The sequence below is a fragment of the Fibrobacter succinogenes subsp. succinogenes S85 genome, assembly GCF_000146505.1.
Classification (GTDB): domain Bacteria; phylum Fibrobacterota; class Fibrobacteria; order Fibrobacterales; family Fibrobacteraceae; genus Fibrobacter; species Fibrobacter succinogenes.
Window position 1 is genome coordinate 1034049 of sequence record NC_017448.1, and the last position, 21258, is coordinate 1055306.

The following is a 21258-nucleotide window of genomic DNA, read 5'->3' on the forward strand; positions in this document are numbered from 1 at the left end:
TTCAATTCCATTTATTCAATTTTTCATGTTCGCGCTTGTCATTCCCATAACGTATTTCCTATACAAACTATATTTGCGCAAATTCACTTCGGTAAAAAAATTTTCCATTTTCATGGTCATCTTTTATGTCATTTCATATTTATTCATAAATGTTATCTGGACAGGACACGGACGACTGAAAAAATTACGTCCTGTAGTCAGCACGGTTTACCGCGAACTCTTTGAAATCCAAAAGAAAACTGAATTTTCCGACGGCGAGCTCCTCGCCTACGGAAAAATGTACCAAGAACTTTGGCAACGCCTCGAAGGCGACAGCCTTTGGGAATTTTCATCTGCAAAGGAAAGCAACGGACTCCCTCTCTACCGCATTCCAAAGCAGGAACTTCTGCAAAGCGAACAATTAAAGCAGCAACGATCACTCAAGCCAAACTTTATCTTGATTCTCATGGAATCCGAGCGCGGTTTGAACGTCGGTTGCCTCAATCCGAATTTAAAGCCTTCGCCCACGCCATTCATCGATTCCATTGCCGCCAATTCGCGTCTTTGGGAACGCATGCACACAAGCGGGCTACCGACAACGGGAGGAGTCCTTACGACACACCTCGGCATTTCGGACCATTCCACACTTTCGGCGGCAACAGATCTCGTACAACAAAATCTTCCGAGTTTTGCATCAACGCTTACGGATTCCGGTTACACTACGCATTACATGTCGGCGGCGGACCCGGCCTGGGACAATCTCGGCGTATGGATGTCCAAATGGTACACAGCGCAACATTACGACCGCAGTCGCGAAGACGATTCTACGTTCATTGACCACGCCATCAGTTTCATCAGGGATACGCTCGGCTCACAAGAAAAACCGTTCCTCGCAACGCTCATGACGCGTTCAAACCATTACCCGTTCAACTTTGCCGCAGGCATGACCGAAGAACAAAAGCAAAAACCGCTAACGGAACGCATCAATTACACCATGGCTTACGCGGACAGGCAAGTATCAAGACTGATTCACGCCATCGAAAACAAGGACTGGTATCAAAATACATACGTCATCATCATGGCGGATCACGGATTCCCGCTTGGAGAAAACGGTTCCTCGACAATGACTGGCTACGCATTTTCAAACGCCACCTGGATTCCGTTCCTCATCCACGGTAAAGGCATTGAACCTGCACGCGATACCGCAACGGCTTCGCAAATGGATATCGCCCCCACGATTCTTGAGCTTGCCGGTATCGCAGTCCCGAACATTTTCATGGGCCACAACCTTCTGAGAGGTCACGGCGAGGGCTATTCGCTAGGGGCCTACACGGGAGTCAAAGCTATAGGTCTTGACAGTTACCGTCTCATTTCAAAGCCATCTACAGAAGAAAAATGGCTGTTTGCCGAAGGCGACACGCGCCAAGACAAAGAAGTTTCAAAAGAGCATGAGGATGTGGTCAAGCGCCTCCGCGGAAAACTGGACTCGCTCGTAAAACTAGCCGACTATTCGCTAGAGAAGGGACTTTAAGGCATTAGCAAGTTGCTATAGACAATGTATCGCCAAGCAATGGCGGCAGCTTGCATCGTGCGGCCAATTTCCGATTTCATCGCAGCATCCATCGCAAAAGGCATTCCGGTTCCATACCCCGCCACAAGCGAGGACGTATTCCATGTGGGCTTTAGATAGCTCTTGAAAACCATCACGGAATCCGAGATTGTGCATTGCGGGAGCAAATACGTGAGAGAATCTCGCCTCATGGCCATATCGCCAAAACGGAACGAGAACACAGGCGGGAAAGCACCTACAGCAGGCATCCCCTTCCCCAGCAAATCAACACCCATGAAATGATTGGACGCACTGATATCCAAGTATCCTAGCAGCGATGGCGCAAGATCCGCCTGCGAAACAGGATTTTCAATCACAGCAGGTTCAATTCCCGGCCCGTTAAAAATCAAGGACACCCATGTAAAGCCGTCAAAAATTTGGCCAAGCTTTTCTGTCAAGAGGGACTGCTTGCCGTTCAGAAGCGAATGATCACCCGTAAGAACAAACAACGTATTTCTAGCACGTGTTCCATTTTCAACTTCATCCAAAATAATGCCAAGAGAACTGTCCATATAAGCAGTCGCTTTCAGATACGCTTCGTCAAGGTCTTCCGGCTTCGGCCCCATATCAGGCGGCAAGTCAAACGTTGTATGCATGCTGCGGCTCATCCAATGGAAGAACAGAGGCTTATCAGCCGGGCGTTCGCGGTACAGTTCAACAAAGCGCTTTGCTAAAGCGACATCGTTTTCATTTTCTGCATTGTACTCATAAAAATCAAACCATTTCTGGAACCAAACCAGGCTATTGTCAAAATTCGGTTCAGAACCAATCAGGACTTCCGTGTAATAACCCGCTTCAGAAAGAATTTCAGAAATAGAGCGCATTTTTGTGTTCGGATAACTGTTCAAGAAAATGCCTTGCGGAAAACTGAAAACGCCCTGCATAATGCCCAGAAGGCCCTCAATCGACGGGAATCCAACACTATGTGTGTTAGGGTAATAAGCGCCTCCCCTTGCGAGCTTGCACAAATTACGGAAGCGATTGCAACTTTCTTCAATTCGCATGTCAAGCGCCCATCCGCGAAGGCTTTCTATCGTCAAAACGATAATGTCCGGGCGTTCTTCCATCGGTTTAGCCTTGAAAAATTCCATCGAAGCTTTTTCGTCTTTCGCTTCTTTCCAGAACGGATATTTTTGGTCCGGATTTCCGCCCAAAGCAATAATGCCTTCACGGTAATGCTCTCCGGGATCGCTCATTTCAAACGTCTCAAAAACGTTTTCCACAAGCGTATAGGCGACAGGGCGAATACGGTCCCAGCGTCTGCTCGATGGATTGAACCACAAATGCGACGTGCAACCGACAACGGCAAGCACAAAAATCAAAGCGACAGCCCCGGCGGACTTTTTATCAAACGGCAAGCTGGAAGCTTCTGCAAGGTCGTATTTTTTTACGTACAAAATCAGCGCGACCATAAAAGCGACAACAATCAACGCCGAAAGAACAAAGTGGAATGCGCTACCTGCAAAAATAGTTGAAACAAGTCCCGTATCCGTAAACGCAAAGATATACGTTCTTATATACGAAAGCGTCAGTCGCTGGCTTATCCAGCGCATGATTTCGTCATTCGTTGCACTGAGCACAAGATACAAGAAAGCAAGAACAAGCGAAACAACCTTGACCACAGTATAGCCCTTGCCCCGAACTATTTTCGAAACGCCCCAAAAGACGAGAGCCACGGCCATGACAAGGCCTATCTCGGAATACAGCGCATACCACAAGAAACGATTGAAATTCGAAACTAAAGGCCCTCCCAAAGGTGTATCCATCATGTAAAGAGCACATAACTGAGCAAAACGCCCTAACGCCAAAATGAGCGCAAAGAAGAACCAATAGTAACGAAGCATAATTATCAATTACTTTTTCTTGAGCCAGCTACCGCAGAGGTACATGCTGAAGATGACACTTGTGATAAGGAACATGGCAATGCTGATGCAAGCAAGGTCTCCAATGCCCTTCAATCCGCGATGTGTCGTGAAGAGGAATCCGACAAAACCTGCAATAGTCGTTGTGGAGCTAGCCATCACATTGCGGCCCGTCGTATCGAACAACTGACGAAGCGTCATGTCCTTGTTGGACTTGGAAGTCCAAGAGGTGACAAAATGAATCGTCGAATCGATGCCAATACCAAGCGCCATCGGAATCACAATCACATTATAAATACTGATTTTTCCAAACTCAAAGAAATGCGTCAGACAGCCAAGAAGTCCAAGCGTAAGGAGCGTACCCATGCCAAACGAAATGCAACCCGCCAAGAAATATTTCGGCTTGCGGAACGAAATGACAAGCGTACCAAAAATGACGAGAATAATAACAAGAGCAAGTCTAAAGCTATCCTGCTTCACAGATTCTATCACATCGGACAAAATAAACTGCGAAGAGAACGTCCGCAATTCCTCGCCATCGAAATTCCAATGAGCATAACGTTCCTGGAAGCGGTGCAAAGCCTTGGCATCCCAGCTCGGGAAGTCGCCATAAATAAAGCCAATTTTTCCGTAGCTTCCGTCTTTTTCACGGAGCAGGTCGATTGTCCAGGCTGGAACATCTTCTGCGGTAAACGTTTTTTCAACTTGAGCCAACTTGCGGAGCGTCGCCACGTTCACAGAGTCTTCACCTTCAGAGCGGTCAAACACGCGGGCTTCCACCAAATCGCGGATTTCCTCAATCACTTCAAGGCGTTTTTCCTGCGAATCCGCCGGCGGAACAAAACTCTTCAGCGTAAGGAAACTCCCTAGCGTAGAATCGTGTTCGACATGCAAGCGCACCATCAGTGTATCGTACAACTTGTCAAGCTGTTCGGGCGTGCTACCCATAACGGCAGCAGGTGTCGACGTCACGGCCTTATTGGTTGCACGAGTTACCTTAGTCGAAATGCCTCGCGGTTTCACCACCTTAGCCGATTGGACTCTGCGCAAGTTCTTCAAATTATGTTCAAAATCTACGTCTTGAGCATAATAGAGCGACACCGCCCCCAGAACAAACCCGATACAAGCCAGCACCTTGAAAAATTTCGTGATTTTCGCATCATCCCAAGAATTCGGTAGCAAGCTATTCTGCGGAGCAGCCGGGATGCCGCCCATGCACTTGATAAACACCGGAAGCACGAGCACCGACGTAAGCATACTGAAAATCACGCCCATCGAAGCGACAACACCGAATTCATAAAAGCCTCTGAAATGTGCTGCAAGCAACGTGAGGAACGCAGCGACCGTCGTAAAGCTCGCCAAAATAAACGGTTTGAGCATTCTGCGTTGAGCCGCTTCAAGTACTTCTTCCAACGAAGCAAATTGATGCATCAGTTTCTGCGACGTTCCCAAAATATGGATGGAATAGTCAATACCGATACCAAGAATAATGGACGCTACAAAAACCGTGAACGGATTCAGCTTGCCATAGAAAAGCGCCGTAAACGCAAGCGTCGGAATACAAGCGTAAAGCACGGAAAGAGTCACGAGAATCGGACCTTTCACGCTTCTAAAGAAGAACATCGTAAGGAAAATAATTAGGACAAGGCTTATGCCGAAGGAGAATACGGAATCGTTCGCCACTTCGTCCACTTCCTTGAGGCCTTCGTAAGTTCCATCCACAGCAAAGCGCATCGGCGAAGAATAAGTCTTGCTTCTGAAATGCTGCAACAACGTATCAGTACGGGCTAGAATATGCGTTACAAATTCATAGTCCGTCGAAGGCTTGATGAGTTTCGCATTGACAATTCCGTTGAACAGAATCTTTCCGGTACTGTCAGGTTGCGGGCTACCAATCAAACGGGACTTCAGGCTATCAGGTATTGTTGATTTCGGATTCCATTCCGTAGCATTGCCTGCAACTTTAACGGAATCCTTCTTATCTTTTTTGAAGAATGCGTCAAATGCACCGACAGCTTCTTCAGGAAGTCCAAGTTCCTGCGGCAAGTTCGCATCAAACCAGACACGTTCCTTTTTCGGAGCATTTTCTTGCAAACTATCGCCACTGGGGTCACTCAAAAGATCAACAACTAACGGACCATTTTTACGCCCCAGTTCCAATTGCAAGTCATCAAGATTATCGCGAATATTCTCCAAATGCTTTACAGGCAAATACAACAGCGCATTATCCTTAAAGAACTGGTTGTTGTTATCTACCTGGGTCGAGACAAAATCACCCTGCCAATTATTGTGAATATAGGCTGCAATGGAATCTTGCAAAGCCAGAACAAGATTCATGTCCTCGCTCTGTATAGCAATCGTAAAACGGTCAGTACTGCCGAATCTCGTAAACGATTCCTGCAAAGCCTTGACGCTAGGCGTATCCTCCGGCAAAAGATGCGAAAGATCCGCATCAAGCTTAAGCCCAGGCTTGTAAAGAATCAAGACAGACAGAAGAACCGCCAGCAGCAAATAAAAGGTAAGCGCCTTATATTGATGCCTACAGATTAAGGGGATATACCAGTTGGAAAAGCGTTCTACAAAAGTCTTTTTAGTAGTCATAATTCTCAATATAAAAAAATATTTTATCTAGGTTCCATGTTATCATTCCGGAGAAGCGAGCGCAACACCTTTGACGTAGAAACAGCACGCTTTTTCCAAGTCAACGAAACAGCATCCTTCACCTCTTTAAAAGATCCGTCTATATCGCTATAGACTTCTTCGTTATCGAGTCCCCCAGTGAGCACATGATCACGAAATCCCAAGAAATAAGCATTCTGCGAGAAGAAAAGCGATGGCTGTTCAGCCGGACGTTCTTCTGTTAACAAATCATACCCCCAAAAATGGTTTGGTTCGCGAACCTGAGCAAGATCCATCACCGTAGGCCCCATATCGAGCTGCGACGCAACATCTTCACGGACTGTAAGCCCATTGAACAAATTGCTATCCGGCGAGAAAATTCCCATGAAAATTCTCGAAACAGAAACACCCAGCGGCTGCGGCACCGCATAATCGACGGAATCCACAGGCGTGTCATGATCGCCAAGAACGACGATAACTGTACGCTCGAAATCTGGACGAGACGAAAGTTTTTCAAAAAAACGGCCCAGTTGCTTATCCGTATAACGAATCGCATTGTAATAGCGGGCCATGGCATCGTCCGGCTTCGGCGCGAAATCATCGGGATACTCAAAGAACGGGATATGCGACGTAATTGTATTGAACGCAATAAACCAGGAACTATCCGTAGGCAGTTTCGGCAAATGAGAAATAACCATATCAACACCAACGCTATCAATGATGGTGCCGTCAGTCACGTTCTGAGGAAAGCTCCAGTTGTTCTTATAAAACCTTTCTACAAAAGGTAAAGTATGGTCAAATATCGGATTAGAAACAGTAATGTAGAACTTGTGGTAATTCTTTAAATACTCGGGAATTCCCGTAAAATGGTTCGAAGAATAAAAACTCGGCAAGTCGCGATTCGGATGCGAAGGGAAACCTAAATAAGTAGCCATCGTCCCGCGAACCGTGGGATATCCCCCGCTGTAGCCATTCTTGAACCAGAGACCGCCACCACCATTCGTAAACATTTTTCCTGTCGCAAGATTCCACAAGTTCGGAGCAAGAGTCGTATCGCCCTCCAACATGCGGTTAAAAATGCGCCCCTTGAAAGACTCGCCCATGATAAACACGATATTGTAGGGCTGTTTAGCGCGATATTCATGTTTCGCGGCCGAGCGGTACACCGGGAAATCCTCAACATTCGATCGATTCGCCACCATGTTTTCGGGGAGGAATGATTCCATGTCCTTGCGGATTTCGTCCGTAATCTTTTCGTTGTCGTAAAAGAACTCAAACGTTTCTTGCACAGCGATATGCAATACCGGAGCCGTCAACGTATATTTACCCAGAGTCATGCGCAAGTTTATATGCGTATGCGTAATCGGGAGATAGAGATCCCCGCGAACGCCACAGGCAAAGAAAATCAAAGGCAAAAGCAAGAAAGCGGCGCCCACAGAAATAAACACGACAGGGACTTTCCGGGCATGCTTTTCAGGCGAAAGGAAGAGCCCCGTGAGAACGCCCCTGGCAGCCCTCTTTCGCATTGTATAAACGACACAGAATACGATACTCGCAACAACACCCGCCAGAGCAAGTGAAATATACAGAATCGTTCCCTTGAGGTCCCCGCCAAGCGTTCCAATAGTCGTCGCATCCGTAATATTCGAAAAATGGAAATACGTCCTCAAAAAAGAAAAAGACAAACGCTGATGCGAAAAGCGGAAAACTTCATAATCGGCGGTCGCCAGAACAAAATAGAATCCAAAAAAGATGGCCAATGCACGAGGCGCTTTCAGGAACGCAAAGATGGCGGACACGAACAAAATTGTGCCAAACGCCATAAGGACCTGCCAAAATATTTTACCTTCGAACAGTTCCGTAAGGGATAGCCCAAGCGGATCCGGCAAAGTATAGAACAGGACGAGCATAATCGTTTGCAGCAAAAACGCCACAGACGTAATTAAGATAAACGGATTTTTAAAAAACTGTTTGATAATAGTACCCTACGTTTCAAGCCATGTAAAAATAAAAAATTGTAAAAACAGGGCATTTGTCAGCTGTTCATTTTGCGACCAATCGTAAATTTTCACGACGAAGCGCAAAAGCAGTCGCTCATTTTGCCCTAATGAGCACTACAAAATTTTCTGACAGGAAATTTTTACTACATTTCGAGCCATGAATCAAGAAACACCCGATACTACTCTAGGTTTATCTAACGTCAATCACCTAGAACGACTTTACGATGGTTGGTTCCTCGATTACGCCAGCTATGTGATTTTGGACCGTGCGGTCCCGTATTTTGAAGATGGCCTGAAGCCTGTTCAGCGCCGTATTTTGCATTCCATGTTCGAAAACCACGACGGACGCTACCAGAAGGTGGCTACGATCGTCGGTCGAACGATGGCTTACCACCCGCATGGCGACGCCTCCATCGGCGATGCTCTTGTGGGCCTCGGTCAGAAGAATTTGCTCATCGACACCCAGGGTAACTGGGGCAACCCCTACACGGGCGACCGCGCTGCAGCTCCCCGTTATATCGAAGGCCGCCTCACGCCGTTCGCTGTCGATGTCGTGTTCAACCCCGAAACGACGGAATGGATCCCGAGTTACGATGGCCGTAGCGAAGAACCGGTCACGCTCCCGGTCAAGTTCCCGTTGCTTTTGGCTCAGGGCGTCGATGGTATCGCAGTCGGTCTCTCGACTTCCATCCTCCCCCACAACTTCCGCGAACTCTGCGAGGCTAGCATCGCCTGTTTGCGCGGCAAGAAGTTTACGCTTTACCCGGACTTTTTCACGGGCGGCATTATCGACGTGTCGGACTACAACGACGGTCAACGCGGGGGCAAGGTCAAGGTCCGCGCGAAGATTGAAAAGGTCGATAACAAGACGCTCGCCATCCGCGAAATCCCGTACGGCACCACGACCGTGAGCTTGATTGAAAGCATTGTCAAGGCAAACGACAAGGGCAAAATCAAGATCAAACACGTGGACGACAACACGAGCCAGGGCGTTGAAATTCTCGTGCACTTGCAGCCGGGGACGGACCCGCAGGTCGCCATCGATGCGCTTTACGCCTTCACGGACTGCGAAAAGTCGCTCTCTCCGTGCACTTGCGTCATTATCGACAAGCACCCGAAATTTGTCGGTGTTTCTGACATTTTGAAGCTCAACACGGAACACACCGTGAAGCTTTTGGAATGGGAACTCGCCAACGAGCTCAAGCACCTCGAAGACAAGTGGCACATGACCACGCTCGAAAAAATCTTTATCGAGAAAGAAGTCTACGAGGTCATCAAGAAAGCAAAGGACCGTGAACAAATTATCCGCCTCGTTCGCGAAGGCCTCACGCCGTACCTCAAGCGTCTGCACCGCCAGACCGTTACGGACGAAGAAATCGGCAAGCTCATTGAAATTCCGATCCGCCGTATAAGCCATTACGACCGCGAAAAGGCCGACCAGCTTTTGCAGGAACTCGAAGAAAACATTGCAAAGTGCAAGTACAACCAAGAACACATTATCGATTACGCCGTAAACCACTTCAAGAACATCTTGAAGAAGTACGGCGAAGGCAAGGAACGCCGCACGCAGATTGCCGAATTCGGTAAGGTGAACGCCGTACACGTGGCACTTGCAAACCAGAAGCTTTACGTGAACCGCAAGGAAGGTTTCGTGGGCACCGGCATGAAGAAGGAAGAATACCTCTTCGACGTGTCGGAATACGATGACTTGATCGTGTTCAAGGCCGACGGCAGCTTCAAGGTCGTGAAGGTCAGCGACAAGGACTTTGTCGGTAAGGATATCATTCTCGTCGAAAAGTTCAACAAGGACGATGAACGCCATATCTATAACGTCATCCACCAGGATGGCAAGGACGGCTACGCTTACATCAAGCGCTTCAACGTCGGCGGCGTGACTCGCGACAAGGATTACTACATGGGCAAGAACAAGCCCGGTAGCAAAATCCTTTACATGTCGAGCAACATGAACGGCGAAGCCGAAGTGGTCGAAGTCATCTTGAAGCCGCGTCCGCGCATCAAGCTGAACTTTGAAGTGGACTTCAGCGAAGTCGAAGTCAAGGGCCGTGGCGCCATTGGCAATATCGTTTCGAAGTACCCGGTCAAGACAGTCAAGAGACTCCGCAAGGGCGTTTCGACGCTTGGCGCAAGAGTGCTTTACTTCGATGCTCCGAGCGGTATCGTCTCGACGCAGAAGAAGGGCGATTGCCTCGGTGAATTTGGCGAAAACGACAAGCTGCTCATCATCAAGCAAGATGGTAGCGCTCGCGTCCACACCATGGCAGACCCGATTCTCGTCGGTTCGAACATCAAGTATCTGCACAAGTACGACCCTGCTCAGGTCTTTACGGTGCTCTACTTCGAAGGTTCGAATTTCAACTACATGGTCAAGCGCTTCAACCTTGAAGGCTGCCCCATGACGACGGAATTCAGCGTAGTCTCCGACCACAAGGACACGAAGCTCATCGAGCTCTTTGCAACTGATGACGCCCGTGAACTGATGGAATACCAGGTCGGTCGCGAAGTCCAGAAGGAAGAACTCGACTTGACGGAAATTGCGGAAGTCAAGGGCTACAAGGCTCTCGGAAGCAAGTTCACCGCCAAGAAGATCAAGCGCGTGAGCCGCATTTCGCCGGCAGATCCGTTTAGCGACGGCAGCGGTGAAAGCGAAGGTTCTAACGAAGATCCGAGCTTATTCTAAGGAATACTAGTTCTAGGGAAAAATGCCCCGCGGAAGCGGGGCATTTTTGCATTCAAGAAAGGACGCTATTAAAAATCTCTATTCATTAAAATTTCGGTTTAGCCACCCGAAATAAACTTTCAAATAAAATCGCGGACCCCTTTTAATATCGTAGGTATTCGTAGCCACATAAGCATACGATGCAGAAACTCTTAAAAGCATCAAATTAATATTCAAATCAGCATGTGGCCTGAAATAAAATTTATGACCAGGACTAAAAGCAAACCAATCCATCTTATAGCCAGCACTCACCGATACGGGAACCCAGCCCTTCCAAAAGAAAAATTCCACAGTTGGATTCATCAAGAACAGAGTCCCTAAAAAAATTTTCATCGGAATTTCGTCTTCATAGTGACCATCACCATGCATTAGAATATACGGAAGAAAACCCAAAGTAACAAGTGAGTTTATTACAGATACTCTATATTCCAAATGACTCGTATCACGTCTATCCGAAATAAAGTGTACACCAAACTCGGAATTCAAAGAGAGTTTTTTCAATATACTCTGTCCCGATTCAATGGAAAAAATCATATCATCTCGGCTGAACACCCGATCATCAATCCGTTTTTTTTTCCCAGAATGATGCGTCTATTCCAAAAAATCCCCCCGCCCATTCCTTTTCGCAAAAAGCCTGAGAACAGAACACCACCAAACAAAATAAAAATACAAACCGTTTCATTCCCCCAACCTTCTACAAATGGCGCTTACAAAATATCGCGGTTTAAAAGTTCGCCGTGGCTGAGTTCAAGGCGGCGGAACGGGCTGTTCAGATAAAAGTCCGGGTTATGCGTAGCCATGAGGATGGTCGTACCGCGTGCATTGATTTCCTTGAAAATGCAGAACACTTCTTCAGCGTTTTTCGGGTCCAAGTTACCGGTCGGTTCATCCGCCAAAAGCAAATACGGGTTGTGCACCATCGCACGGGCAATCGCTACGCGCTGCTGTTCACCGCCCGAAAGCGTGTAAGGCATCGCAAAGCGCTTTTGGCTAATGCCCACGAGCGCAAGCGCGTCAAAGACCGCAGCATTAATCTTATTGCTCGGAGTCCCCACAATGCGGAGCGCAAGCGCCACATTCTCAAAAACATTGCGATCCGGCAACAGCTTAAAGTCCTGGAAAATAATTCCCATCTTGCGGCGGAGCGCCTGGATTCTATCGTCCGGCGTATTCTTGCTATCGTACAAGATGTTGTCCGAGAACTTGACCATCACCTGGCCACCGCGCTGTTCATCCGGACGTTCGTCCATGTAGATGAGTTTCAGCACCGTCGACTTTCCGGCGCCGGAATGCCCCGTCAAGAAAACAAACTCGCCTTTATTAATGCGGAAGGTGACGTTGTTCAACGCCTTCCAGTTGGCTTCGTAAGATTTCGTGACGTGGGTAAAATGGATCATATTATTCCGTCATTCTGATTTCGACGAGAACTTCCTTGCGCCACTTTTGGATGAGCTTCTGGAGCTTTTCATTTTCCAAGTGCGTTGCGGCCATAAGTTCAATCTTGCCGTAATCTTCTTCAAGAGTGAGTTCGCGCACCTGGCGGGAATCATCAAGACGGAACAAGTGGTAAGCGCCATCGATCATGACCGGTTCAGAAATTTCACCGACGTTCAAGTTCGCGACCGGATCCACATAAGCAGGTTCCATTTCGTTACGCTGGAACCAGCCAAGCAAGCCTCCCTGGAAGTTGCTGGACTTGTCTTCGCTGAACTTCTTTGCGGCCTTGGCAAATTCATCCTTCGACTTAATATTGTTGCGGAGAGAATCGGCGAGAGCCAATACCGCAGCGGAATCCTTTGCAGTCGGAATCGTGCGCAAGAGGATCTGTGCAGAGCGGACGCCATCTTCCTTACGGCCAAGCACGCGAGCAATATGCCAGCCCAAATCCGTCTTGACCGGAGTCGATGCATAATGACCGTTCTTCAAGCGTTCAATAGCCTTTTCGAAAGCAGGGTCCAAGAGACCACGCTTAAAGTAACCGAGGTCGCCACCCTTTGCGGCAGTGCTATCCTGCGAATGGCGCTGGGCCAAAAGTTCAAATTTGATGCCGAGGTTGAGGCTATCAATCAACGCTTCAGCGACATGCTTCACCGAGTCCACAATCATGGAATCCGGCTTAATCGGGAGCTGGATATGGCTCAACAAGACGCAGTTGAACTGGCGCGGGAGCGAATCCTTGTAATCCTTGTAGAAGACATCCACTTCTTTCTTGGTCGGGTGGATCGTGCCTACGTGGAGCTGGCGCACGCGGGAAATTTCCATGTGACTACGGATTTGCTTACCAAGCTGTTCGCGGTACTGGATCATCGAAAGACCAAGCTGCGCGCGCACCGCCTTTTCGAGCGTCGCCATATCAATCTTCTGGCTTGCGGCAATAGACTGCAAATGAGAAGTCACGCGCTGGTCCACTTCGTTTTCCGAAATCACAATCGAGTCGCGGTCAATGCGGCTGAGCAAAACCTTTTCTTCAATCATGCGATTCAGCACAGCTTCTTTCTGTTGCTGTTCAGTCATGCTCGCAGCTTCGGGCGTGTCCTGGAACCTGTAAAGGTTGTTCATGAACTCCGAACGCATAATCGGCTTGCCATCGACAACAGCCGCAATCCCTTCCATCAAAACAGGCTCGGCAAAGCAGCCGACAGAGAGGGCAAAAACTAAAGAGGCAATTCGATTACTGATCATTATTTTTCCTTTTCACTAAATACATTTATCTTCGTAATTATGGGAATTCCCGTTTTCCATTCATCCTTGAGGCGCTTCAAGACGACATTCTGGTGTTCCATCCATGCCTGCATGGAGACATCTTCAATCACTTCGTCAAGCGGACGCGCATCAGCGGAGTCAAGGCGATTTGTCACCACGGCAATCTTAGCGGCGCCATCGCAAACCTTCATCGGCGTAATGCGACCGACCACAGCACGGCGAATAGACGGAATCATGCACGGATCCGGAGTCATATCGACACCATCAAATTCCCTCATGCGCTTTACCAAGCGGTGGTTAGGCGGAATCGATTCAAACTTGGTGTTCTTGAATTCCTTGTAATACAGCACGGCAGATTTCCAGTCGGCAAACGTGAGGATTGCGCCAGAAACCGAAGTTTTCCCGTTCAAGTACAGGTTCTGATTCTTATGGTAAAAATCAATTTTTTCGACATCGCTTACGATCATCGTGTCAAGGAACGTCTGCATGAAATAGTCAGCGACAATTTTGCGCTTCGTGCGTTCAATCATGCGGATGAGCACGGAATCTTTCAACGCCCCCGCTTTCACAGCCTGCTGGTAGACAAGTTCTTCTTCAATCCAGTGCTGCAAAAAGAGAATACGCTCACGGTCGCCCCAGGAATCCCAATCGGGAGCGTACGTATAAAGCTCCGACTGGTGCAACTTGGAATCGCCCACAGTAACAATAACAGGGTCTTTTGTCTTACAGCCGGCCATCAAAACCAAACTGAAGACAAGCAATATGCGAATAAGAGATTTCATCGCGACAAATTTAGCAAATTCGAGGCCGAGAGAGTACTTAAAGCCTTCCAAAACGGCCTTTCAGCCTTGCTAAAGCGTCTTCTTCAACGATATCTTCGGCATCATTGCCCTTGCGCTTGTACTTGAGGATTTCGAAATCTTCAAGCAGAGCCTTCGCCTGCAAGTAAAGTTCCGCAAATTCCGGGTCATCCGTTGGCGTACGGTCAATTTTACCAAGAAGCTCGCGGGCATTTTTGAGTTCGTGGTCCTTGAGGTAACGCGCCTTGAGGTACGGGCGGAAATACTCACGGAGGGTATTAGCCGAAAGTTCAGTGTTTTCGAGAGATGCGCTGGAGTCGCGGGATGCGCTAGAATTGTGAGATGCGCCGAACGGGAATTCTATGTTGAAAAGTTCTGCAAGAACGCGCAGACGTTCAAACAAAATAAGTTCTTTTTGGTATGCCGTATGAATCGCAATTATGGTTTTATTTTTTACGGTCGACTTGCCGTTTCCACTGCGCATTTCCACGCTGAAATCTTTAAGCAAATTCCAGTTCTTTACAAAAGCTTCAGCACCGATAAGACCCGATTCGTATGTGGCGCGCACAAGCGAGAGGCGGATTTCTTCATCTTCGCTACGGGTATTTGCGGCAAGGCTCTTGAAGTCGCGAATCTTTTTACCACGCGAGAATTCAAGTCCTGTAAAGCGCACACAGCGAGTCGCATCAAGGCTATCTGCGGCAAGCGATTTTGCCACCCAAATTTTGAGAGCCGTTTCAAAGTTATCCGCAAAAACACCACCCATTTCGAGCAAGTTCAAGCGGTCGGCAATGAGCTGTTTTTTCTCTTCGGAGAATGAAGTCTTTTGCGGTGCGGGATGCGCCGCAGTTTCAAGATGCAGTGCTTTTTCGAGGCGCGCGCCTTCCACACGCTTGCGGAAAGCTTGCCAAAAACGGGATTCATCCGACACCATCAAAGCCGACTGTCCAAGACGCCAGCCAAAGCGCATCCCCTCAAGCGGGAAGTCAATGCCAAACGTCACTAACGCCGGGCGAACCGCCAAGAACATGCGGTAAGAGCCCCATTCCGGAGAAATTTCGAGTTTATAAGGTTCCGGGAAACCAGGCTTTGAAACGACCAAATGCAGACGCAAATGATTTTCCTTGTCGGGATTCACCGTCGGAACGTCGATGCTAGCGCCGTTTGCACCCGAGCGGATTTCCTTTGTATTCGAAAGGACTTCGTAAAGCAACAAGAGCGGAGCTTTATGCGGGAAGTTGTCGAGCGCTGCAAAAAATTCATCGTCAATCGCGGTGCGTTTGGCTTCGAGCAATTTCTTGACGCTCTTGGGCATTTCGCGAATCACGGATTCAATCATCCATTCGCGCCATTGCTGGATGCTCATCGCAAATTTTGCCGGAGAAATTTCAGTCAGCAAATCGTAAGGCAACGAGAGCGTAATGCCATCGCAATCGCGAGTGGCGTCAAAGACCATTTCACCTGTAACAACGCGCTCGCCAATGCGGAAATGCTCGATGGATCCGCCAAGAGTTGGGGCTATGGGGTCAGCACTACGCGCCTTTGAGGTTTGGGATTGCTTCGGCAAAAAGTCGGAAAGTTTCGTTCCAAACCCTCTCTCGTCCTTCGTCTGTAGAGAGCCCGCGAGCGTTCTCTCGTCTAACAAATCCAACCAATACTTTTCATCGAATTTCAAGAACTGGTCGGTGTGCTCATAGATGTAGCTTTTGAGCGTCTTGATGGAATTGACGTTACCCGCTATTCGCGTGTAGTATTCCACGAGTGCATCTTCGCTCGGAGCAAGCCCGAACTGGCGTTTACGCGCTTCGAGAGCATGGAGATTTTCAACAACGTGATCGTTGTGCTTCATGAAATCGAAAGGCCTTGCCACCTCGCCCATCACTACCGCTTCGCGCCAGAAAATCTGAGCGCAATCTTCAGGATTCACGCGGGCGTAATCCACACGATGGCCACGGCTAATCACAAGCCCTCTAAAGCTCACTTCTTCGACAGCTTCGACAAAGCCACGTTCCTTGTTCCACGTCGGTTCAAACCAGCGGCGTGTGCAGAACGGTTCTGCCACTTGCAAAATCCATTCCGGCTTGATTTCGGCAGCTTTCGTGAGGAACGTGCGGCTCGTTTCGCGCACTTCGGCACTGAAAAGCCATTCCACGCTCTTGGCGTACAAATCGCTGCCCGGGAACACATGCGTTTCGCGACCGCTCACCAAGCGGTAACAGCCGTTTTCAATATCGCGATGCGCAATCCCGCCCAAGAATCCGGAAAGGAGCGCAATGTGCAAATTGTCGCGATGGAACGAATCGAACGGACAAACTTTATTTTCAAACTTTACTTCGAGAATGCGGCTAAACTGTTCGTACAAATCAACCCATTCACGCAAGCGCAAAAAGTGCATGCTGTTCTTATCGCAGAACTTGCGAAGTTTGTTCCAAGATTTTCCGTCCCAGTCCGTGCAGAATGCATTCCACATCGAAACGTAAACAAGAAAATCGCTCTTGTGACCGCAGAATTTTCGATGCAGCTGACGGATGCGGGTGCGTTCCGGCTCATCGTTCGGCACCACACGCGGGTCCTGAATGCTAAGCGCCGAGCACACGATAAGCGCCGGCTGCAAAACGCCCAAATCACGAGCACGCAAAAGCACCGCCGAAAGCGACACGTCCATCGGGAGGCGCGTCATATCGCGGCCAAGCTTGGTCACATAACCGCTAGAATTGTCTGCCGTGAGTGCGCCAAGTTCAAACAACGTCTTGTAAGCGCCACGGAATGCCGAATGCGGAGGCGACTGTAAGAACGGGAAGTTTTCGAGTTCCAGCCCGAGACTGCGCAACTGCAAAACGACATTTGCCAAATTGCTACGGCGAATTTCTGGCTCCGTGAATTCATCGCGCTTTTCAAAATTCTCGGGAGAGTAAAGGCGAATGCACACGCCGGGCTTCACGCGCCCCGCGCGTCCAGTGCGCTGCCGCGCGCTGGCCTTCGAAATTTCTTCGACGGGAAGCCCCTGGATTCTCGCCTGCGCATTGTAGCGCGAGATTCGAGCCATACCCGTATCGACAACGTAAGCAATTCCCGGAATCGTGAGAGACGTTTCAGCAATGTTCGTTGCCAAGACCACGCGAGTCTTGCCCGTGTGCTTGAAAATGCGACGTTGCTCGTCAGGGCTCATACGCCCGTAAAGCGGGAGCACATCAAAAGTCGCTGCATCCAGCTCGTGCGCAAGCTCACCCATCAAGTCCTGAATGTCGCGTTCCGTCGGCAAAAAGCAAAGCAAATGGTCACGATGGCGCGTTTCCAAATCGAGAATCGCATCACGCGCTTCTTCGATTAAGCCAGAATCGCCCTTGCCCGAGATGTCACGGAGTGCGCTTGCCGAACCATAGTCCGAGAAATAATACTCGACATCCACAGGGTACGTGCGGCCTTCGGCCTCCATCACGCAACTGTTGTCATAAAATTCTTCAAAAAGTTTTGCGTCAAGCGTTGCTGATGCAACGATTAACTTGAAATCTGGACGACGAGAAAGTACCGTCTTGAAAATGCCAAGCAAGATATCGATGTTCAACGAGCGTTCATGCGCTTCGTCAATCATGATAGCATTGTACTGCCGGAACAAGCGGTCCTTGCGGAACTCCTGCAACAAGATACCATCCGTCATCACCTTGATGGGGGCTTCATTTGTACCTTGTTCCCAGAAACGAATTTTCGTTGAAACAAGCTCTTCGTCCTTGAGTTCTTCACGCAAGCGGTCCGCAATGGAAATCGCCGCCAAACGCCGAGGTTCCGTCACACCAATTTTAAAAAGTCGCACTTCGTGCTCTGAGGTATGAGCACGGGCTTCGCCCTTTGAGGTATGAGCGGCAGCCTCTCTCGTCTCTCGTCCCTCGTCTCTCGTCTTCGCAATAAACCATTCTAACAAAAACTTCGGTAATTGCGTGGATTTGCCGGAACCGGTATCGGCCTTGACGATGATAACTTGATGTTTTTCTAAAAGGTCAAAAAACTCCTCCCGATGTTCAACAACGGGAAGCTCCGGGTACTCAATTTTCAAGTCGGTTAATTGCATTACGAGATAACAATTACTCTTTAATATGCCCGCACTTATCGCAGGTGAGTTTATAGCTGTTATCGGGGTCTACGACCATCACGCCGTCACATTCCGGCACTTCGCACGGGAGTTCGCCCGGCATCACTTCTCTATAAGTCTTTTTTTCTTCCATAATAACCTGAATATAGAAATTCAAGGCCCTGCTCGCCCACGACAATATTTATTTTTCGGATATGGAAAACGCAAAGACAGTCAAGCAATCTCAAGTCGAAACCCGCGACATCGTTCACCCTTCCGACGTCAACGCCTACAATTTTGTATTCGGCGGACACCTGACATCGCTCCTCGACAAGGCAGCCTGCATTGCCGCCTGCACCCATTCCAGACGCAAAGTCACAACGGTCTCGATCGACAACGTGCGTTTTTTCAAGCCAGCCACAGTCGGAACCATTCTCACCATCAAGGCATCCGTAAACCGAGCCTTCAACACTTCCATGGAAATCGGAGTGAAGGTCTTAGGAATCGACCCGCAAGTATCCTGGCAGCCCCAAATCATCTGCCACGCTTATATGACATTTGTCGCCCTGGACGAAAACGGAAGACCGACCCCGATTCCCTCGATTATTCCCGAAACTGAAGACGAAATCCGCCGTTATGAAGAAGCCGGCATCCGCCGCGAAGCCAAGAAAAAACTGGCAACGGCCCTAGAAAACAAATAAACTCTCTCGTCCCGGAACAAGTCCGGGATGACAAAAGAATTTTATTCTCTCGTCTAAAAAACACTGGATACACTTGAAAACATTTTCATCAAAAAGGCCCTTTGACGGGGCCTTTGTTGTTTCTAGATTTTTACACATGAAACAGATCGACGTCAAAGACCGCTCGCTCATCAGCCTTTCGTGGCCGCTAATCCTCACATTTGCCGTGAGCATGATCCAGCCCATGATGGACAGCTGGTTTTTGTCGCGCACTTCCGAAACCGCAGCCGCGGGCGTCGGCGCCATGCTCCCGATTCTCGGGGCTCTTTTCACCGCGCTCCACGCATTCTCGCAATCGGGCGCCAGCATTGTTTCACAGTACATTGGCGCAAAGCAGAACAGCCACGCAAGCAGCACACAAACGATGGTCCTTTTCGGGAGCATCCTTCTCGGCATCGCTCTCACGCTCATCATTTATCCGCTTTCCGGTAACATTCCGCAATGGATGGGACTCACCGAAGCCCCCGCTGAATACGCCACGCAATTTTTAAGCGTTGTTTCATTCGGATTCGCCTTCCGCGCCTTGCAAACCATTTTGACCGCCCTCATCGCAACCCACGGCCTTACCATTTGGAACTTTGTCGGTAACACGCTCACGATTGCCACAAACGCAGCCTTGAACGTCGTATTCCTCGAAGGACTTTTCGGACTCCCTAAAATGGGCGTTCACGGAGTCGCCCTCGCGACCGCACTTTCCTGGCTCATTTCTTCGGGAATCCTTTGGCTTGTGCTCAAGTTCAAAGTACACCACCACAGCAAAATTCGCGACTGGAAACGCACCCGCGTTCTTTTGCCCGACTGGATCCGCATCGGACTCCCCGCCGCCGCAGAACCCATCAGTTTCCAGCTTTTCCAAGTGTTCATCACAGCAATGGTCGTCTACATCGGCACAACCGCAATGACCGCCCGCGTGTTCGCAGGGAACTTTGCCGCGCTTTCCGTCATTCTCGGAGTCGGCCTTGGCAGCGGAAACCAGATTCTCGTGGCACACCTCGTCGGTGCTCATGACTACGTCAAAGCAAACCGCCGCGTCCACCAAACCCTCGCCGTGGGCATCACCAGCGGATTCTTACTATCCGTCGCAGTAGCCCTCCTCGGCGAACACCTGCTCAGGCTCTACACCGACAATCCCGAAGTCCTCCGCCTCGGGAAAATATGCCTCTGGTGCGATGTTGCCGTGCAACCCTTCAAAGCCGTAAACTTTATCGTCACCACATCGCTCCGTGCCGCAGGAGATTCCAAATTCCCGGCACTCGTCGGTAGCGGCATGATGTGGACGCTCGGCCTTGCAACCTCGCTTATCCTCGCATTTGTCGTTGGGCTCGACCTCCCTGGCCTTTGGCTTGGCATGGCCGCCGACGAATTCTACCGTTCGTTCGCGAACATTTGGCGCTGGAAGAGCGGCCGCTGGAAAAGCAAAGCGGTGGTTTAGAAAGCAAAAAGTCCGGCAGGAAAGCCGGACTTCTATTTATTTAAAAATTATTAGTTCTACTCACGATAGACGATATTGAAAACAGTTCCTTCACTCTTTCCAAAAGTTAAATACTTTGCATCGGAAAATTTCACAGGAATATTGATTTCAAAATTAGAGAAACAAACACATCTTCTACGAATAGGCAAATATGTCGTATCAACAGTTCCTAAAGAGTCATTGACCGTAATAATGGTATCCGCAGGGACATAATCGTAATCAATAGACACGAATAAAGTGTCACTTTTACTTTCAATAGAGACTTTCGAAACCGAAGCAACTTCAGGGCATTCAGCAATCAAAGTCTTTCTCAATACAAAAGATCCATCTTTTTGTTTTATAATTTCTATAGAATCTTCCAGTACAGATTTAGCAAGAGTATTCTGACACGAAGCCTCGCTAGCAACATAAGAGCATGACTCCGCAGAATCTGCGAAAACATTTGAAGTTAGTTTATCATCACCAGAATCATCCGAACATGACACCAACAAAAAAGGTACAAAAAGAAAAGCTTTTTCAATCATGAGTCAATTTTAACTTTTTTTTCGCATATGCTCAATAATCCATTCAATTACATTTTTATTACAACTATTTCCTGTTCGCGTCACTTCCTACCGCCTACTGTCTACTGCCAACAGCCTTCTGCCAGCATATCCCAAATCACTAACCACT

At 48.7% G+C, this 21258-nt stretch carries 14 protein-coding genes; 4 read left to right on the forward strand and 10 right to left on the reverse strand.

Going from position 1 to position 21258, the window contains the following annotated elements; translation table 11 throughout:
- Nucleotides 1-112 precede the first annotated feature (112 nt).
- Nucleotides 113-1510 carry an LTA synthase family protein gene (locus tag FSU_RS04440; protein ID WP_157747929.1) on the forward strand — a complete coding sequence of 466 codons (1398 nt, stop codon included), beginning with the start codon at nucleotides 113-115 and terminating at the stop codon, nucleotides 1508-1510.
- Here FSU_RS04440 and FSU_RS04445 read toward each other — a convergent pair.
- The 3 genes from FSU_RS04445 to FSU_RS04455 are packed head-to-tail and all read right to left on the reverse strand — an operon-like array spanning nucleotide 1507 to nucleotide 7979.
- The gene (locus FSU_RS04445; RefSeq protein WP_012820354.1) at nucleotides 1507-3432 is read right to left on the reverse strand and encodes an LTA synthase family protein; all 1926 of its coding nucleotides are present in this window, start codon (nucleotides 3430-3432) and stop codon (nucleotides 1507-1509) included. The genes FSU_RS04440 and FSU_RS04445 overlap by 4 nt on opposite strands.
- A 9-nt stretch (nucleotides 3433-3441) precedes the next feature.
- Nucleotides 3442-6051, reverse strand: a complete 2610-nt coding sequence (locus tag FSU_RS04450) for an MMPL family transporter (protein WP_012820355.1) — start codon at nucleotides 6049-6051, stop codon at nucleotides 3442-3444.
- A gap of 23 nt (nucleotides 6052-6074) precedes the next feature.
- The gene (locus FSU_RS04455) at nucleotides 6075-7979 is read right to left on the reverse strand and encodes an LTA synthase family protein (RefSeq protein ID WP_012820356.1); all 1905 of its coding nucleotides are present in this window, start codon (nucleotides 7977-7979) and stop codon (nucleotides 6075-6077) included.
- Nucleotides 7980-8226: 247 nt separating this feature from the next.
- Here FSU_RS04455 and FSU_RS04460 point away from each other — a divergent pair, with 247 nt between their 5' ends.
- The gene (locus FSU_RS04460) at nucleotides 8227-10767 is read left to right on the forward strand and encodes a DNA gyrase/topoisomerase IV subunit A (protein WP_012820357.1); all 2541 of its coding nucleotides are present in this window, start codon (nucleotides 8227-8229) and stop codon (nucleotides 10765-10767) included.
- 78 nt (nucleotides 10768-10845) lie between these two features.
- Here the strand turns inward: FSU_RS04460 and FSU_RS04465 are convergent, their stop codons facing one another.
- The 6 genes from FSU_RS04465 to FSU_RS16275 form a co-directional block, all read right to left on the reverse strand.
- On the reverse strand, nucleotides 10846-11340 hold the full coding sequence (locus FSU_RS04465; protein WP_041917822.1) for a hypothetical protein: 495 nt from the start codon (nucleotides 11338-11340) through the stop codon (nucleotides 10846-10848).
- A 173-nt stretch (nucleotides 11341-11513) separates the two neighbouring features.
- Nucleotides 11514-12203, reverse strand: coding sequence for a cell division ATP-binding protein FtsE (gene ftsE / locus FSU_RS04470; RefSeq protein WP_012820359.1), 690 nt, complete (start codon nucleotides 12201-12203; stop codon nucleotides 11514-11516).
- 1 nt (nucleotide 12204) lies between these two features.
- Nucleotides 12205-13488 carry a peptidylprolyl isomerase gene (locus FSU_RS04475; protein ID WP_012820360.1) on the reverse strand — a complete coding sequence of 428 codons (1284 nt, stop codon included), beginning with the start codon at nucleotides 13486-13488 and terminating at the stop codon, nucleotides 12205-12207.
- Nucleotides 13488-14291: a hypothetical protein gene (locus FSU_RS04480; RefSeq protein ID WP_244263718.1), complete on the reverse strand. Its 804-nt coding sequence runs from the start codon at nucleotides 14289-14291 to the stop codon at nucleotides 13488-13490. The genes FSU_RS04475 and FSU_RS04480 overlap by 1 nt, the downstream gene beginning before the upstream one ends.
- A 37-nt stretch (nucleotides 14292-14328) precedes the next feature.
- On the reverse strand, nucleotides 14329-18375 hold the full coding sequence (locus FSU_RS04485) for a DUF3418 domain-containing protein (RefSeq protein WP_012820362.1): 4047 nt from the start codon (nucleotides 18373-18375) through the stop codon (nucleotides 14329-14331).
- Between the two features lie 13 nt (nucleotides 18376-18388).
- Nucleotides 18389-18529: a hypothetical protein gene (locus FSU_RS16275; RefSeq protein ID WP_012820363.1), complete on the reverse strand. Its 141-nt coding sequence runs from the start codon at nucleotides 18527-18529 to the stop codon at nucleotides 18389-18391.
- Nucleotides 18530-18590: 61 nt separating this feature from the next.
- Here FSU_RS16275 and FSU_RS04490 point away from each other — a divergent pair, with 61 nt between their 5' ends.
- A complete protein-coding gene (locus FSU_RS04490; protein WP_012820364.1) occupies nucleotides 18591-19076 on the forward strand; it encodes an acyl-CoA thioesterase in 486 nt (161 codons plus the stop codon).
- A 136-nt stretch (nucleotides 19077-19212) separates the two neighbouring features.
- The gene (locus FSU_RS04495; RefSeq protein ID WP_012820365.1) at nucleotides 19213-20547 is read left to right on the forward strand and encodes an MATE family efflux transporter; all 1335 of its coding nucleotides are present in this window, start codon (nucleotides 19213-19215) and stop codon (nucleotides 20545-20547) included.
- Nucleotides 20548-20603: 56 nt separating this feature from the next.
- Here the strand turns inward: FSU_RS04495 and FSU_RS04500 are convergent, their stop codons facing one another.
- Complete coding sequence (locus FSU_RS04500; RefSeq protein WP_012820366.1) at nucleotides 20604-21110, reverse strand: hypothetical protein; 507 nt, start codon at nucleotides 21108-21110, stop codon at nucleotides 20604-20606.
- Nucleotides 21111-21258: the final 148 nt, after the last annotated feature.

Excerpts from the sequence above, each read along its gene's own strand:
- FSU_RS04440 (WP_157747929.1), top strand. The coding sequence starts at position 113 with ATGGTCATCTTTTATGTCATTTCATATTTATTCATAAATGTTATCTGG.
- FSU_RS04445 (WP_012820354.1), bottom strand. The coding sequence starts at position 3,432 with ATGCTTCGTTACTATTGGTTCTTCTTTGCGCTCATTTTGGCGTTAGGG.
- FSU_RS04450 (WP_012820355.1), bottom strand. The coding sequence starts at position 6,051 with ATGACTACTAAAAAGACTTTTGTAGAACGCTTTTCCAACTGGTATATC.
- FSU_RS04455 (WP_012820356.1), bottom strand. The coding sequence starts at position 7,979 with ATGCTCGTCCTGTTCTATACTTTGCCGGATCCGCTTGGGCTATCCCTT.
- FSU_RS04460 (WP_012820357.1), top strand. The coding sequence starts at position 8,227 with ATGAATCAAGAAACACCCGATACTACTCTAGGTTTATCTAACGTCAAT.
- FSU_RS04465 (WP_041917822.1), bottom strand. The coding sequence starts at position 11,340 with ATGATTTTTTCCATTGAATCGGGACAGAGTATATTGAAAAAACTCTCT.
- ftsE (WP_012820359.1), bottom strand. The coding sequence starts at position 12,203 with ATGATCCATTTTACCCACGTCACGAAATCTTACGAAGCCAACTGGAAG.
- FSU_RS04475 (WP_012820360.1), bottom strand. The coding sequence starts at position 13,488 with ATGATCAGTAATCGAATTGCCTCTTTAGTTTTTGCCCTCTCTGTCGGC.
- FSU_RS04480 (WP_244263718.1), bottom strand. The coding sequence starts at position 14,291 with ATGAAATCTCTTATTCGCATATTGCTTGTCTTCAGTTTGGTTTTGATG.
- FSU_RS04485 (WP_012820362.1), bottom strand. The coding sequence starts at position 18,375 with ATGCAATTAACCGACTTGAAAATTGAGTACCCGGAGCTTCCCGTTGTT.
- FSU_RS16275 (WP_012820363.1), bottom strand. The coding sequence starts at position 18,529 with ATGGAAGAAAAAAAGACTTATAGAGAAGTGATGCCGGGCGAACTCCCG.
- FSU_RS04490 (WP_012820364.1), top strand. The coding sequence starts at position 18,591 with ATGGAAAACGCAAAGACAGTCAAGCAATCTCAAGTCGAAACCCGCGAC.
- FSU_RS04495 (WP_012820365.1), top strand. The coding sequence starts at position 19,213 with ATGAAACAGATCGACGTCAAAGACCGCTCGCTCATCAGCCTTTCGTGG.
- FSU_RS04500 (WP_012820366.1), bottom strand. The coding sequence starts at position 21,110 with ATGATTGAAAAAGCTTTTCTTTTTGTACCTTTTTTGTTGGTGTCATGT.